At 63.6% G+C, this 15896-nt stretch carries 10 protein-coding genes; 7 read left to right on the top strand and 3 right to left on the bottom strand.

Features of this window, described 5'->3' with window-relative positions; genetic code table 11:
* Positions 1–296 precede the first annotated feature (296 nt).
* Positions 297–2435, top strand: coding sequence for an alpha/beta fold hydrolase (locus ABZX92_RS40470; RefSeq protein ID WP_355570778.1), 2139 nt, complete (start codon positions 297–299; stop codon positions 2433–2435).
* A 1-nt stretch (position 2436) separates the two neighbouring features.
* Here the strand turns inward: ABZX92_RS40470 and ABZX92_RS40475 are convergent, their stop codons facing one another.
* The gene (locus ABZX92_RS40475) at positions 2437–3846 is read right to left on the bottom strand and encodes an FAD-binding oxidoreductase (RefSeq protein WP_355570779.1); all 1410 of its coding nucleotides are present in this window, start codon (positions 3844–3846) and stop codon (positions 2437–2439) included.
* A gap of 159 nt (positions 3847–4005) precedes the next feature.
* On the opposite strand from ABZX92_RS40475, the gene ABZX92_RS40480 reads away from it, so the two are divergent.
* Positions 4006–5019 (top strand): aldose 1-epimerase family protein, encoded by a 1014-nt coding sequence (locus tag ABZX92_RS40480; protein WP_355570780.1) that lies wholly within the window; start codon positions 4006–4008, stop codon positions 5017–5019.
* A gap of 1477 nt (positions 5020–6496) precedes the next feature.
* Here the strand turns inward: ABZX92_RS40480 and ABZX92_RS40485 are convergent.
* The gene (locus ABZX92_RS40485; RefSeq protein WP_355570781.1) at positions 6497–8953 is read right to left on the bottom strand and encodes an NB-ARC domain-containing protein; all 2457 of its coding nucleotides are present in this window, start codon (positions 8951–8953) and stop codon (positions 6497–6499) included.
* Between the two features lie 265 nt (positions 8954–9218).
* Between ABZX92_RS40485 and ABZX92_RS40490 the strand changes: the two genes are divergently transcribed.
* Together ABZX92_RS40490 and ABZX92_RS40495 are read left to right on the top strand one after the other, a co-directional pair.
* Positions 9219–9893 carry a response regulator transcription factor gene (locus ABZX92_RS40490; RefSeq protein WP_355570782.1) on the top strand — a complete coding sequence of 225 codons (675 nt, stop codon included), beginning with the start codon at positions 9219–9221 and terminating at the stop codon, positions 9891–9893.
* A gap of 430 nt (positions 9894–10323) precedes the next feature.
* The gene (locus ABZX92_RS40495) at positions 10324–11376 is read left to right on the top strand and encodes an ATP-binding protein (protein WP_355570783.1); all 1053 of its coding nucleotides are present in this window, start codon (positions 10324–10326) and stop codon (positions 11374–11376) included.
* A gap of 106 nt (positions 11377–11482) precedes the next feature.
* Here ABZX92_RS40495 and ABZX92_RS40500 read toward each other — a convergent pair whose 3' ends face one another.
* Complete coding sequence (locus ABZX92_RS40500) at positions 11483–11617, bottom strand: hypothetical protein (RefSeq protein ID WP_355570784.1); 135 nt, start codon at positions 11615–11617, stop codon at positions 11483–11485.
* A gap of 800 nt (positions 11618–12417) precedes the next feature.
* Between ABZX92_RS40500 and ABZX92_RS40505 the strand changes: the two genes are divergently transcribed.
* The 3 genes from ABZX92_RS40505 to ABZX92_RS40515 all read left to right on the top strand — a co-directional run bounded on the left by ABZX92_RS40505 (position 12418) and on the right by ABZX92_RS40515 (position 15031).
* A complete protein-coding gene (locus ABZX92_RS40505) occupies positions 12418–13113 on the top strand; it encodes a MerR family transcriptional regulator (RefSeq protein WP_355570785.1) in 696 nt (231 codons plus the stop codon).
* A 152-nt stretch (positions 13114–13265) separates the two neighbouring features.
* Positions 13266–14651, top strand: coding sequence for a SagB family peptide dehydrogenase (locus ABZX92_RS40510; RefSeq protein ID WP_355570786.1), 1386 nt, complete (start codon positions 13266–13268; stop codon positions 14649–14651).
* Complete coding sequence (locus ABZX92_RS40515) at positions 14648–15031, top strand: hypothetical protein (RefSeq protein WP_355570787.1); 384 nt, start codon at positions 14648–14650, stop codon at positions 15029–15031. The genes ABZX92_RS40510 and ABZX92_RS40515 overlap by 4 nt, the downstream gene beginning before the upstream one ends.
* Positions 15032–15896: the final 865 nt, after the last annotated feature.

Consider the following 15896-nt stretch of genomic DNA (forward strand, 5'->3'; position numbering starts at 1 on the left):
GAACAAGTGTGGGAAGCGCTGCACAAGAGGTTCGCGCTGCACGACTCCACCTGGTCGCTGACCGAGGGAAAGATCATCTGTTGGGAGTTCTTAGGCAATGTACTTGGTCGGCTGCATAGCAGTTCGCCACTCCCGTAGATCCAGGCGAACGATCTGAGCGCGTACCTACAGGGCACTTCATTCACTCGATGATCGATACTGCTCGTTCTCCTCGCGATTCAGGCGTTCCTATCTGTTACGCACCTATTACTGTACGTGGCAGTGTTGCGGACATCGCCTGGCCAGGATCGGGATGCATGAAACGTTCCCTTTTCGCAGCCGGGCTCGGGGCGGCCGTGGCCATTGCCGCCGCTCCGGTTCCGCAACTGTCCGCTGCCACGGACGAGCTGGCCTGGAAGCCCTGTGCCGAGATCGCCAAGGGGTGGAACGCGGGCGACACCCGCAGCGAATGCGTTCTGGTCCCGGTGCCTCTGGACTACGCGAAGCCGGACGGCAAGAAGATCGGCATCGCGGTGAGCCGGATCAAGGCCACCGGAACCCGGCGAGGTGTCATGGTCACCAACCCCGGAGGGCCCGGACTGACCGGGGTTCAGGTTCCGTTCGACTGGCTGTCCAACAAAGTGGGGGCGTTGAACGACGAGCTGGACCTGATCGGCATCGACACCAGGGGAGTGGGTTACAGCGATCGCGTGGAGTGCGGTGGTGATCTGTTGGAGGTACCGCCGGACGCCACCGAGGAGCAGGAGTTCGAGGCTTTGGGCCGGTGGCACGAGAAGTGCGTTGCGATGAACCCGGAACTGGCCGCGAGCATCAGCATGGAGAACGTGGCCAGGGACATGGACCAGGTGCGCCAGGCGCTCGGCGTCGACAAGATCAATTTCTACGGCAACTCTGGCGGTACGGCTGTCGGGGCGATGTACCGCTCGATGTTCGACGAGCACGTGGACCGGATGTGGCTGGAATCGATCATGCCTCCGGTGCTGGACAACTCCGCGGACCTCGCCTTCGAGGAGTCCGGCGAGCGGCACTTCGGCGAGTTCTCCGCCTGGCTGGCGGACCGGGACGCGCAGTACCACCTGGGCGGCACGCCGGAGAAGGTGCGTGAGCAGCTGACGAGGATGCGCGACACCCACGGCCGCCGGCAGGTCGTTCCGCTGGCCACGGCTCGGGAACCCTTCTGGCCGATCAACGCGGCGAAGCTGGCGGAGCTGCACGACTCCGGCAGGCCACAGGTCGAGAAGAAGCCCGCGGCGGCCGGCCGCCAGGCGCGTGGTTTCGAGCAGGAGGGCAACTTCTACGTCTTCGCCAACGACGCCTTCCTGTGCAACGGCAGCGTCGACGAGCGCGAGTTCGCCGAGGTGCTGGCCAACCGCGCTAAGCGGGCTGAGGCGTTTCCGTTCTCCGGCGGCAACAACAACGGTCTGCGCCACTGCGCGAAGTGGCCGTTCCCCGGCAGGGTGTGGGACCTGAAACCAGGCAGCAGTCAGCTGCAGCTGTCCGCGCACGCGTACGAGATGGTCACGCCCCACCGGTGGGCGGAGCTGATGCAGGCCAAGATCGGCGGCTCGCTGCTGACCGTGCTGGACGACCACCATTCCACGATCAAGTCGATCGAGTGCGGCGACAAGCTGACCGAGTTCTTCCGCGCCGGCAAGGCCGCGACCGGGACCTGCCAGGGAGCTCGGCAGCAGCCTCCCGGTCCCACCGGTGACCTGGCCGGCACGGTGAAGCTGCCGGCCTGCTCGGCCTCGCTGGTCCGGCCGGAGTCTGCCCGCGCCGACGACAAGGCGCTGTTGCTGACCAACGGGCATTGCCGCAAGCCCGACCGTCCGCGGCCGGGACAGGTGCTGGTGGACGAGCCCACCGAGATCACGGGCACCGTGCTCAGTTCCGCCGGCCGCGAGCTGGGTGAAGTGCGGGCGCGGAAAGTGTTGTACGCGACCATGACCGGCACCGACATCATGCTGGCACAGCTGGATTCCACCTACGCGGAGCTGGAACGGCGGTACGGCGTCGAGCCTTTCCCGCTCTCCAGTGCCGCGCCCGTGCCGGGGCAGGCGATCAAGGTGGTGTCCAGCTACCTGGAACGCACCTGGCAGTGCCAGGCCGAAGCCGTGGTGCCGGTCCTGCGCGAGGGCGAATACCAGTCCGCACAAGCAGTTCGGTACGCCCCTGAGTGCGACACGCGACCCGGCAGCTCTGGTTCCGCGGTGCTGGACGCCGCCACCGGTGAGCTGATCGCGATCAACAGCACCAGCAACCGGGACGGCGGCCGTTGCGAGCTGAACAACCCCTGTGAGGTGGATGCGGACGGCACCATCAGCGTGCACCGCGGTCGCGGCTACGCCACGCAAACCGCCGCGATCAACGCGTGCATCGGCGCGGGGAACGTGCTGGAGCTGGCACGGCCCGGCTGCACCCTGGCCAAGCCGTGAGCTAGGCCAGGCCTTGCGGGAACGTGAACACCCGATCGGGGTCGTACCGGCGCACCACCGACCTGAGCCGGCTGAGGTTGCGGCCGTAGTAGGTGCGTTGCCAGTTCGGCATCTGCGGGTCCAGGTAGTTGACGTAACCGGCCTCGCCGAACATCCTGCCGAGCTCGTCCCGTGCGGTGCCCATGGTCCTGCGGGCGGCGGCTTCCCCGTCGCCGAGGAACACCTCGACCTGGATGCTGCCGACCGCGTCGCGGTGCGGGTACGCGGTGGGCGGGCCGTCGCTGACGGCGCCGCCCACCGCGTCGATCATGTTGTAGGAGTTGGGGGTGTTGCGCAGGAGGTCCGCGAGTGCCTGCGGGTCCGAGATCGGCCGCAAGAGCATGCGTGAGGTCGCGACGTACTCACCGCGCGTCTGCCCGCCACCGCCGCCGCCCCAGCCGGGCTGGCACGACTTGTCGGCGGTGCTGCACCAGGCGAACTCCTCCATCGCGGCGAGGAACGTCTTCTCGGTCTCGCTCCGGCTCGTCGGCGGTGACCCGACGCGCCGGACCAGGTCGTCGATAAACGGCTTGGCCTTCGCCGCGGTGCCGATGAAGCACCCGTGGATGCTCGGCGACGCACCGGTTCCGCCGCTCACGCCGAAGCTGCTCGTCATGGCCCACGGCGCGCGGGCCTGCCAACGAGGCCACGCGTCCAGCAGCGCGGGCAGTGCCGCGGGGGCGAACTTGACGCGCCACGTGGTCATGTTCCTGACCGGTTCGGTGCGGAACGTGAACCGGGTGACGATGCCGAAGTTGCCGCCACCGCCACCGCGCAGCGCCCAGAACAGGTCGGGGTGCTCCGCGGGGCTGACGGTCCGGTGCACGCCGTCGGGCGTCACGATCTCCAGCTTCACCACCCGGTCGCACGTGAGACCCATCTGCCGTGCGGTCACACCGATGCCACCGCCGAGCGTGAGACCGGAGATGCCGACCGTCGGGCAGGTGCCGGCGGGCATCATCCGCCCGGCCGCCGCGAGTGCCTTGTACAGGTCCATGAGCAGCACTCCGGCACCCACGTCGACGGTGCCGTCGGCGTGGACCTCGATCCTGTCGAGTCCCCGTACGTCCACGACGAGTGCACCGTCGGCGGTGGAGTAGCCGGGATAGCTGTGCCCACCGCACCTGGCGGCGATGCGGCTGCCGGAACGCCGGGCCTCCTCGATGCACCGCTGGACGTCGGCCACCGACGTCACCTCGGCGATCGCGCCGGGCCGCTGGTGGTCGTACATCGGGAAGTAGCCGAGCTTGGCCTCCGCGTACCCCGCGTCTCCCGGCCGGATCCACCGAACCCCTGCTGCCGACGTGCCGGTGAACACGACCGTCGACAGAGCTCCGAGACCGACGGCTTTCACAAATGATCTACGACGCACCTGAGAACTCCTCTCGGGATGAATGCGGCGAAAAGTAGGGCATTTGCGTTCCGGTGAACAAGTGCCGTTTCAATTGGTGGTTCCCGTGCTTGACCGCGCGGCAAAGGCTCCGCCAGAGTCGTTCATTCCGTTCGTTCTCCGAGATATTCAGGAATCGCTATGTCTCAGCTCTTCTCCCGCCGCTCCGCACTCACCGCCGCGGCGGCGATGGCGACGGCGGCGGCCGTACCCGCCCACGCCGCGGCGACGACTCCGGCAGGACCGCTGCTTCCCACGGGCAAGCAGCTCCGGATCTCCTCGGGCAGGCAGAGCCTGGTCGTCGCGGAGGTGGGCGCGGCCTTGCGCTCATGGACCGTCGACGGCCGTGAGCTGCTGCTTTCCCATGCCGCGGACTCGATGGGCGACAGCCATCTGGGCAAGATCCTGCTGCCGTGGGTGGACCGGATCGACGGCGGCAAGTACACGTTCGGCGGCGCGAAGCACGAGACGCCGATCAGCGAGCACTGGAACAACTGCGCGATCCACGGCCTGATGGGCTTTCTGCCGTGGCGCGTCACCCGGCACGAACGCGATCGCCTGGTGCTGTCGTACCTGCTCCACCCGCAGTACGGCTACCCGTTCACGCTGCGCTTCCAGGTCGAGTACGTGCTCAGCCGCGCGGGCCTGCGGGTGTCCGTGACCGCGACCAACGCCGGACGCACCGCGGCGCCCCTGAGCAGCGGTTACCACCCGTACTTCCGAGTCTCGCCCACGATCGACTCGGCGACGCTGATGCTCGCCGCCGACACGAGGCTGACCTTGAACGACCGCCTGATCCCGACCGGCAGGGCACCGGTCGCGGGTACGCCCGAGGACTACCGCACCCCGAAGCTCATCGGCGCCACCAAGATCGACGCCTGCTACACCGACCTGCTGCGTCCCAGGCACGACACCGCCGTCGCCGCGCTCACCTCGCCGGAAGGGCACACGATCGAGCTCTGGGTGGACGACTCGCACAAGTTCCTGCTGGTCTACACCGACGAGTACCCCGAGGGCCGCCCGCCGCGCACCGGCATCGCCATCGAGCCGGTCACCTCCGCACCGAACGCGTTCAACAGCGGTGACGGCCTCATCGTGCTGGAACCCGGAAAGTCGTACACCGGGTTCTGGGGCGTGCGCACCAACCTCCTCTGAACGTCGTTCACCCGATTTTTTCTTTGCCCTTTAGTGCCAAATCCGGGAGGCGTGGACGCCATTCTCAGTCGGCGCCCGCGAGCTGCGTTCAATTCGCTGGCCGACCCAACGGGGCCGTCTCCGGAAGTCGTCCCACGAACAGCCGCTGGTCCGTCACAGTCGGCGGCCCGGTGAAGCTGACACTGGTGGGCAGTCGTCTGGCTTCGTCGGTGTGTAGAAGATGGAGCAACACCGGACCAGGGCTGGTACCGAGGTTTCGCGCCACGTAGGCGCCGGCCGTATCTCCAACGGAGGAACCTGGATGGAACAAGCTGCCTGCGAGCGTGCGCATCGGCTGGATCTGGGTGACGCCGGGGACGCGTAGCTGGTCACCCGGCAGCAGTTCCAACCAGAGGAGGCCCTGAACGTGTGCGACTGGGCCTGAGGGCCGCGACGCCGGTGTAGTGCTTCTGAACGCGCCCGGCGGCGTCTGCGACGCTCCACGCGTCTCGGCTTCGATCACCCACTGCGGATGTGTCGTCGTGAGCACATTGAGGCGTCGGCATACCTCGCGTTCGCGGGTGGTCGGAGCATCCCGGATAGGTGGTCTAAAGCAGCTTCGTGTGCCCGACCGCACCTACGGGCAGATATGCGTTGAGTGCTGCGGGGGTTGCTGATGCCGCGGATCGGAGTTGGATGTCCTCCATCAGCTCGGTTGTGCCCTCGGGACCTGAACCCAGGTCCAGATCGCGTCGTCCGTCACTTCGACCACGTCGACGATGACGCGTGGCGTTGCAGGTGGGGCGTCTGCCTAGCGCGGCCGATGACGCGCAGCGTGAGTGAGAATCTAATCGAATGTCGTGATTCTGTGTCGTGATGGCTTCACTGACGACGTCGATCCGCACGACGGGTGGCTGGGCGCTATAGAGCAGCACGGGGTTGCTGATGACGCGGCGTCTCGTCGGCAGTTTCGACAGGACCAGTCCTTCCAGGGCCCAGCGCTATCCGTCCCGTCGCGTCGTGGCGGGATTTCGTTGACCGCGGTGGGCAACGCCCCGATCGCAGAACTGATGATGTTTCCGGGTCTGTCCTCGACGTACTCGGCGATCAGACGGGGCCATGATGATCAACAGTACCGTCCCGAGCAGTGGCAGGATGACTCCCTGCAGAGCGCAAAGCTCGACCGGCGTCTGTTCGACGTCACGTCACTGCTGGAGTTCGGCTACGACGACTCGATGCGGGACACGATGCCGGTGATCGTGCGCTCGGCGGCGGGCGCACGATCGAGCGGTGTGCCGGCTTTGTCCGGGGAGCAGCAGGTTTCGGCACTAGGTGCGATCTGCGGGGAGACGTGCAGAAGTCCGAGAGCATCTGGGAGGCGTTACGCGCTGCCGAGGTCGACAAGGTGGCTGGACGGCGTGCGCAAGCCTCCCTCGACCGCACATGTGTGTACTGCGGGGGACGACCGGAATTGGACTTCCGCTCAGGTTGCCGCTTCTCAGGCTTCAGGTTCCTCGTCCTCCGCATGATGCGACTCGGGTGCTTCAACAAAGCCTAGCTCGGCTTCCAGTTTCTCAGCTATTTTGCGTGTGGCTATGGTATCGAAACTATGGCATTCCGTGAGGGCTTGAATCCGATGCTCGCGGGCCATAACGGGGTCGCCAGCCGATGTGGCGACCTCGGCAAGTCGCATAAGAATCTGGATTCTGATCTCCGTCAGAGGGGATACATGGAGCGCGGTTACGAGCTCGGCAGTAGCTTCTTTCCACCGCTCAGAGAGGCTGAAGGCGTGACCACGTGCCACGGCTACTGACGCCACTCCATGCGCCACATCGTGCTTGCGGAACAGGGACTCGGCCTCCTCGAGCACTGAAAATGCAGTAGGAAAGTCGTCGATGGCTATAAGGTATTGCCCGTATCTGCGGAGCATCACTGCAAGGATCTCGTCATTGACGGGCAGGCTCGCCGTAGCTCGTTGGAATGTGATGCACAGGTGATGGGCAGTCGCAGCTTCCTCGTGTCTGTTTTGCTCAGTCAGCCACATGCCGCGAACTGATATCGCCAAGAACAGCCCTGTGTGGTCTTGGGCGTGCTCGAAGAGCTCGGCGGCGGCGCGTGCCCTGGCCATGGCCTCGTCGCGCTGGCCAAGCTTCCATTGAATCTCCGCTCCGAAGAGTTCGCTCCATGCGCGAGCAGGCAGGTGGTCCGTTTGGATGGCTTTCTCTACGGCGTGTTCGTGCACGGCCAGGGCTTCATGAGGCTGACCGCACAGCATGTTCAGCACCCAGGACAGCGAGTTGAGCTGCTGTGCTTCCGCGACGATGTCTCCTAGTCGTTGCGCTGCGTCAGCACCTGCCTGAAAGACTTCGCGCCACAGTTCGCCGCTTCCGCGCAGGTACGCGTACCACTGCAGAGATTGGGTCAGTGTGAGCACTCGCTCGTGCTCACCCAACGCTGAGGCGGTACGCAGGGCGCCGCGCCAGTGCTCCAGCTCGCTGGTCAACCAGCGGTCTGCAGAATCCCTGTCATGCACTGGGTCCGGTCCATCGATGGTGATGGTGCCTGCAGCTGGATCGCCGAACAGCCGCGTCGCTTTAGTCGCGACGGCGAGCAGCCAACGCCGTACCCGTTCGCCTGCGTTCCACACTGCGGCTGGTTCCTCATCCAGCTCAAGGCGCTCAACGGCGAACACGCGGAGGAGATCATGCAGCGTGTACCGGCCGGGCTTCTCGCTTGAGCTGATCATGTTCGCGTCGACGAGGTCATCCAACGCACACGATGTGACCTGTTCCGGCTGCCCGGTGACAACGCAAGCCAGCTCCACGGACACGTCGGCGCTCGGAATCAGGACCAGTCGGCGGAAGAGGGCGGCAGCGGCCGGTTTCAGTTGCTGGTAGGAGATCTCGAAAGCGGTTCGCACCTGGACATCGCCGGCGGTCAGTACGGACAGCCGTCGACGCTCGTCTTCCAACTGGTCCGCAAAGTGGGCGATCGTCCACTTTGGTCTGGTTGTGAGTCGATTTGCACTGATGAGCAGCGCGAGCGGAAACCCTCCGCAGATCTCGGCGATTCGCTCTGCCGCCGCAGGCTCAGCGCGAACGCGGTCTTCGCCAGCGACATTACGCAGAAGCGTGACCGAACAGTCCTTGCCTAGAGGGCCGAGGGCCAACCGGCTTCGAGGCACAAGTCCGGAAAGAGTGCTGCGACTGGTTACCAGCACCTTCGTGTTCAGCCCAGCTGGCAGTAACGGGCGTACCTGGCTCTCGCTCAGCGCGTTGTCCAGCACGATCAGCACTGAGCGGTGACGCAACACCGAGTGGTAGAGCGCGAGCTTGCCGTCCGCATCCGAGGGAATTTCGCGTTCGTCTACGCCGAAGCCGTGTAGCACCTGGTGTGCGGCTCGCTCAGCGGGCATTGGCTCTACGCTTGTGCCACGTAGATCGAGAAACAAGCATCCATCGGTGAACAGGTGGCCAAGTCGATGGCCTGCGTCCACAGCGAGCGCGCTCTTGCCCACACCCGGCGGACCGTGAATCACAGCGACCTGCATTGACGGTGAGGATCTGGCGGTAGTCATGAATTCGTCAAGGATCTTCTGCTCGCACTCCCTGCCAGTGAGTTCAGTGAAAACCGGGGGAAGCGCGCATGTGTTCGCGCTTGGCGTGGTCGACTGTGGTGACATGGCGACAGTCGGACGACAGAGGTCACCCTTGTCACTTTCGGGCAGAGACTGGCTTCCTCGAGCCAGGACCATGAACTCCGTGATGTCGTGGCCCTGCAGGTTGAGTGCGGCGGCGAGCAGTTCCAGATTGCGGCGTCTTGGACTGAGGACTTGGCCGCGCTCCATGTTGCAGATCGCCCGCACCGTGATGCCCGTGCGATGCGATAGTTCTTCTTGGGTCATCGGAATCCGCAGACGGAGTGTGCGCAGGAGTTCGCCGAAGGTCGTGCTCACGTCCGATCGGGCAGAATCCTCTGGCGCCATGGGCGTCTCCTGCTTCCCTGCGTGTCGCCTTGGACGCGAGGTACTCGGCGAAGCGATGTGCCAGATCCTGGCACGTGGGGCGCTGCCTGTCCGAACGAACGCACGCGACCCTGCGGCCAGCGGTTGGCATACCCTCGCCGCTCTACGGGCGATCGTGACAGATTGGCCTGAGTGACTCCTGAACGCAGCTGAAGATCATTTCAGAATCTGACTCACCAACTGGGATGATTCGGTCATGCGTGTGCTCGTGGTGGAGGATGAACAGAGGTTGGCTGAGACCCTCAAATGGGGGCTGGAAGCCGACGGGTACACAGTTGATCTCGCCTGTGACGGCCGGACGGGGCTCGAACTCGCGCAGATGAACGCGTACCAGGTGATCGTGCTGGATGTCATGCTGCCGGGTCTTAGCGGCTACTGGGTCTGCTCGACCTTGCGAGAGCGTGGTGTGACAACACCGATTCTGATGCTCACCGCCAAGAACGGGGAGTACGACGAAGTGGACGCACTCGACACCGGGGCCGATGACTTTCTGCGCAAACCCTTCTCCTACGTAGTGCTGACCGCGCGGCTGCGCGCGCTGGCACGTAGAGGTCCGACAGGCGCTCCCGCGGTCCTCATGTTCGGCGATCTCGTCCTGGATCCCGCGAGGCGCACATGTCGCCGAGCTGATCAATCAATTACGTTGACCACCAAGGAGTTCGCGGTGCTGGAATGCTTGCTGCGCCGGGAGGGCCAGGTCGTCCGTAAGCTGGAGATCCTGGAGCAGGCGTGGGACATGGCTTACCAAGGTGATCAAAACATCGTCGAGGTGTACGTGAGCGCGTTGCGCCGCAAGGTAGACGCCCCTTTTGGACGTCGTACCATCGAGACGGTCAGAGGCATCGGCTACCGATTGGTAGTCGATGCGTAGGTGGTGGCCGGCGGCCGTGCGGCACAGCACTGCGTTGTCGGCGAGCTTGCTCTGCCTGGCACTGATTGCCATTGGCTGGCTAGGGGCCCGAACGTTCTTGGAGCAACAGTTCGAACATAACGAGAAGAGCAAGACGATCACAGAGCTGCGCACAATGGCTGCGGACTACCAGGTGGCGGCACGCGAGGGCAGCCAGGCTCCCCTCCGTGTCGCGAGAATGGAAAGCGATGCCTTGTTTGAGGTCGTGGCCGAGTCCGGTCAATCCGTTGTCCGTAGCCCCCTCCTGCGCCACTATGATCCTGCGTGGAAGACACTGCCGCCAGCTCCCACGGCGAGTGATCCCAGGTTGATCACGACTACAGTCGCTGAGTTGAAACCAGGGACTAACCCAGCGCACTGGCGGGAATACCGTACTTATACAGTTCTCGGCTTGACGGTCGAAGATGTTCCATCCATACTCGTGGAGCCGTTCGGTCGAGAAGGGTTGACTCTAGGCGACGGGCTCCAGCAGGCAGGCGCTGCGACTCGCCACCGATTGACGCTATACGTGTTGGTCAAGCCGTGGGAAAGAATCAAGGCCCTAAGCACGTTCGACTTCATGCTCAGTTTCTTCGGCCCGCTCGCCGTGCTCTTCACGGCAGTATCCGCCTGGTTCTCGGTGCGGCGCGCGCTACGGCCAGTCGAGGCAATCCGGCAGGTGTTGGCTGAGATCAGCGGGCACAGACTCGACAGGCGGGTGCCGGTCCCGCGGTCCGACGATGAAATAGCCCGGCTGGCGCAGACCACGAACAGCACGCTGGAGCGACTGCAAATTTCACACCAGCAACAGGAGAACTTTGTCGCTGATGCCAGCCATGAGCTGAGAAGCCCGCTGGCAAACCTGCGGACGGGCCTGGAAGTTGCGCTAACTCATCCTGATAGGGCCGACTGGCCTGGCGTCGCCCAGAGTGCGCTTCTCGATGTGCAGCGGTTGCAGCGCATCACGGCGGATCTGTTGCAGCTCGCCACTGATTCGACCGAAGCCTCGAGATGTACGAAGGTCGTCGACGTCGCAGATATTGTGGTCGAGCAGGTAGCCGAGCGTTCGACATCGCTGGGACCGGTGAAGGTCAGGTACGAAGTCGACGGTCCCGTGCTGGTCGCCGGCAACTCTGCGCAGCTCGAGCGCCTTCTGCGCAATCTCTTGGACAACGCAGTGCGACACGCTGACTCTTCGGTCACCGTGAGGGTTGGTCACGCGGGCGGCGTGGTCGTGCTTGAGGTCCAGGACGATGGTCCCGGTATCCCCGTGTCCCAGCGCGAGCGGGTCTTTGATCGTTTCGCGCGCTTGGACGACGCCCGCGCTAGGGATGCGGGAGGTTCTGGCCTCGGATTGGCACTTGCTCGTGACATTGTTTCGCGCCACGGTGGATCATTGTGTGTGGAAGACAGTGCGGTGGGCGCGCGAATGGTAGCCCGGCTCCCAGTGTTTCAGCCGCAGTGATCGCAGCGCTGCTCATCAGTACGCACAGGGCGAACCGTGTGAAATGGATCCGCGGTTCGCCCTGTGTCGTCTCAGCCGTCAGTCGTTGCCTGGTTGCATGCGAACGTCACTTTGGCGGCTCAACCGGTCGCGTGATCGGCCCGCGAACACCGCCCGCCACCTCGTTGAGCTCAGTCTCGTTGAGCTCCAGGTCGCTCGAGGTGTTGGCGGCAGACTTCAGCTCGTCCTGCTTGTCGCTCATCGCTTCCTCCGTGTGAATGGTGAGGGATGTATTGAATTCTCCGGTCTGCGTGACCGTCGGACTTCCCTTGCTGATGGCACTCTATCGATGAGAGGTAGTGTTGAAAGCGGATCGGGCTAGATTGCGCGGATTTGACTAAATGAACAGTGTCGGTTGCACGATGGCGTGTAAGATGATCTGCTTGTTTCGACTTGACGGCATTTCGTCATCATCGGTGGCACGATGCATAAAAAGCGCCTTAGCTCGCGGTGTGATGAAGGGCGAGGAGTGTCGCGCCGCGACCTTCGCGAGATAAAGGCTGAGGGAAATGAGCCTCGCGCGAGGCGCAGCGAGCGTCGACTCGTGGCATGGGCGCAGCGACGCACGGCCACTGTGAGTTGATGGCTCGCGACGGCAGTAGGCGCGTCGCCAGTTCGGAGCTGTAACGTCCGAGCTTCGGAAACCAATACACTTATGGTGATCGCCGACGGGCCATGTGAGACGCTCGCTTGTGTCTCAATACGGGTGCACGCTGGCTTCCGGATTTGACGGTAAGTGCTGTGAGCAGCCATTTCGGTCTCCTCGAAGACCGGAAGTTTGGCTTATCGAACCTGCCGGTCGACCTTCCTGGTAAGAGCTCCAGCACGATGGTTACATCAGACGTGTCAGTCGATCGATGGATCGAACGTGAAGGCGGTCGAATCCGCTTGGTGTGGCCGTCAGTGAAGAACTTTGTTCTATGTACTGCACTGCCCGCCGTTGTACTGGAGGCGGCAGCTGGTGGCTCCGCAGGTCCTGGTGGGCATGAAGGGTGTGTAATCATGCTGGTCAGAGAAGTGAGAAGCTTGCACGGTGGCACCGTGAACTGCCGCTACACCATCGACGAGCTGGCCACGCTCGTCGGTATGTCGAAGCGGAACATCCGTGCTCACCAGTCCCGCGGGCTCCTGCGGGCGCCGGTACGGGATGGCCGGATGTGCTACTACGACGACTCCCACGTGCAGCGGCTTAGACGCATCATCTCTTTGCAGAATGAGGGTTTCAACCTGGCCTCCATCACCGCAGTACTCGGTGGTGCAGCTGGCGGGCGGGACCTGAGCAGTGTCACCCAAGCCTTGAAGGAGATCGCTGGTGAGAACCTTGCCGTGATCTCGTCGTTGAATCGTCATCAATTGGTCGACCACAGGTCGAGCGGCGAATTGATGATCTCTCAGACGGCCGTGCTAGACGCAGTGCTCGGCCTGGCCAAGGCCGGATACGCGCCGACGGAGGCGTTGCGTTTGCTGGGGCTGACAGCGGATGTGGTCGACGAATGCGTGAAGAACGTGCTGGAAAGTCCTTATGCGCACAAGGCACTCAGCGACGGTGCGGACGCGCGACGGACGCCGGGTTTGGCTCAAGGACTCAGCGAACTCCTCGCGAACACGTTCAGGTACCTGCTTGAGCGTCGAGTGCAGGCCAAAGTGTGTGTCGACAGCGAGTGGGTCGAGGACGTCATCGTCTTCGAGAACGGCTGAAGTCAGGCATACCGGTACCACACTCATCGGTCTGTTGCCGGCTTATGAACACGTACGTTGCAACCGTCATCTTGTGATTCGAAGGGAGTGTCATGACACTTCCGCCGTCAGTAAGCCGGCACAGCGAGAGTCACCGGCTGCGCAGAGACGCTGTGCTGAACGAGACCACCACACGTGACTTGATCCTGTCGCAAGCCCGTTTCCGTCTCGCGCTCCCCGATCTGGACCTGGGCATGCGCACATTGTTGTCGCGTCTCGCTGATGGCTGGTTGACTGACGTCGATGTCGTCCAGCTGGCGACGAGGTTCGGATCTGAGCGCGAGGCCTTGGCATCGCAACTAATGATCATGCGCTTGCACCAGCGCGGCTGGCTGGACCGGCGGTTGTCATACGGTGGCGGACTTGTGCTCGACAGCTCCTCGCGTGCCATCGGCGCGGCGCCGCTCAAACCCGCGTACGAGCAGCCGATCGGCGCGGGCTACCGGCTGTCGAGATTCGCGATCATGCGTGCTGACGAAGGCAATCTCCTGCTCCACTCACCGCTCGGAACATCCCAGATCACTTTCCATCGTCCGGAACTCGCCGCGTGCCTGGCACTTGCCGCCGCGCAGGCATGCACGGCGGACGACATCGCCAAGCATGTCGACGTCGACGAGGTAACAGGCAGATTGGTGTTGTCCGCATTGGCCGACGCCCGCGTCCTGGTCACCGAAGGCGAGTTTGAGCAGGAGCGCTCCACAGCGCCGATGGCGTTCTGGTCGCCCGAAGAAGCATGGCTGCACGAACGATCACGCTCGTTGACCAACGCGGCACCGGTTGGTGGCACCTACCGATTTCGTGGCGTCATTGAGCCGCCCCAACCGGAGCACCAGCTGTACGCGGATGCTCCCGCGATCGCACTGCCGCCACCTACACCCGCCGAGACCGGATCAGAGCTCGCGAGCCTGGACGAGGTCATGGCGCGACGCCGCAGCCTCCGGATTCAAGATCACGCCAATCCCATCTCCATCGAGCAGCTCGGCGCCCTGTTGCACCGTGCCCAGCGGCTACGACCGCACTCGGACGGGAGTGGCGCGCTGAAACGGCCGTACCCCGGTGCAGGGGCCTTGGGAGAGCTGGAAATCTATCCGGTGGTTTACCGCTGTGCCGGACTTGTTCCGGGTCTATACCACTACGACTCCGTCGAACACCGGCTGGAGCTCGTGGCCGCCGACGGCACGGACACCAAGAAGTTGCTCTCCTACGCGCGCGCGACGTGTCAGATGTCGACACCGCCTCAGGTCCTGCTCGTGATCACGGCGCGACTGCCGCGGTTGATGTGGAAGTACGAGGGCATCCCCTACGCGCTAGGGCTCAAGAACGCAGGAGTGCTCACCGCCTGGCTTTACCTTATCGCAACTGGCATGGGTTTAGCTCCGTGTGCACTGGGCGCTGGTGACACGGCCGGTTTTGCCGCGCTGTCCGGGCTGGACCCGTTTGTTGAGCCCAGTATTGCCGAATTCGCGATTGGATCCCAACTTTCAGAGGAAAGGTCATGAACCTATCGTCGGGCGAACCTGTCGCCATCAACTCGACGGCCGACGGTTATCTCGCTTTCATTGCGTGCTATAACTCGGTGGTAGCGGCTGCGTGCTCTGATTGGCGTAAGGAGGTTCGGCTGCGACGGAGCCCGCGGGAGCTCCTCGAGGAATATGGTATTCGCCTTCCTCAACATGTGGAGCTCGAGGTGGTCTGGGATCCGTGCGGCGATGAAAATGTCGAAGCCCAGGTCAGGTCGTGGAAATTGGCGGCGGCGACCGGTAGATTCACGCTATTTGTACCTATTCAGGGAAGTTTGGATACTCGAGTGATCGAGGAAGAAGAGCTCGACATTGCGGTAGCTGGGGTCAAGCAGCTCTGTATCCGCAGCCTCATCTGATTCGCGCTGCTTGAGCGGTGTCTATGGCCGTGGTGGTGACATCATCCGTTGCCGAGCTTTTTCACCGTGTGACACTCTTGCGCGAGCGTGCTGTCACAGCTGGAGTCGTAGAACCTGGTGAATCGGACAGGCTCGCGCGTAGGAACTCCGGTCAGCCAGCACGAACTCCGTACCTATCGTTCCAAGTGACAGGTGGGTGCCATCAGTCGGTCGCACTCCATGATCAAGGTCAGCGTTCGCTAGCGGCGATGTCGGCTCCTTGGTTGGATCGCCTCGTCGGGTCGGGTCCCGTGCGTGCGTTGAGCAACCCCGCACGGGCGCATGCCAGATCCTGCTCGCATCGGAGCCGTCGATCAGGTCGGGAGGGTGCAGGTACGCCCGTCGGTGCTGGCATGAGACCTGCCTAGCAGTTGTGCCGCCAACGCGAAGGGCTGGCACCGAGATGGTGACGGCCCTTCGCGCGTGGTGTCCCGGCAAGCTACACGCAGAGCTGCTCACGATTTCAGTCGTGCATCTGACCGGCAAGTTGGTGCTAGAAGGCACCTTTGAGCTGGGGTGAGCCTCGTGGTGCAAAATGTTCGACTAGGTAAATCGCTGTGTCGTGACTCGATTGGCCGAGCGGTAACGGCGATTATGGCCACAGTGGTGGTGCTGACATTCTTGTTGGCTTCCGTAGCGTGCTGAGCGGTGCCTTGAGTCTCGGGATGTCCGAGTTGGGTTGCACCGCCTTGCAACTGCGGCCTGCTCGGCGGCTGTTGCTCTTTGCGAGCATCGACCCTGAGCGGGACGGCCGGGACGGTTTCCGGATCGTCACGCGTGGGTCGGCGTATCTCGTGGAGACCGACCCGGTGGACGTCGACGCCCA

This window comes from Lentzea sp. NPDC006480 (assembly GCF_040611995.1).
Lineage (GTDB): Bacteria > Actinomycetota > Actinomycetes > Mycobacteriales > Pseudonocardiaceae > Lentzea.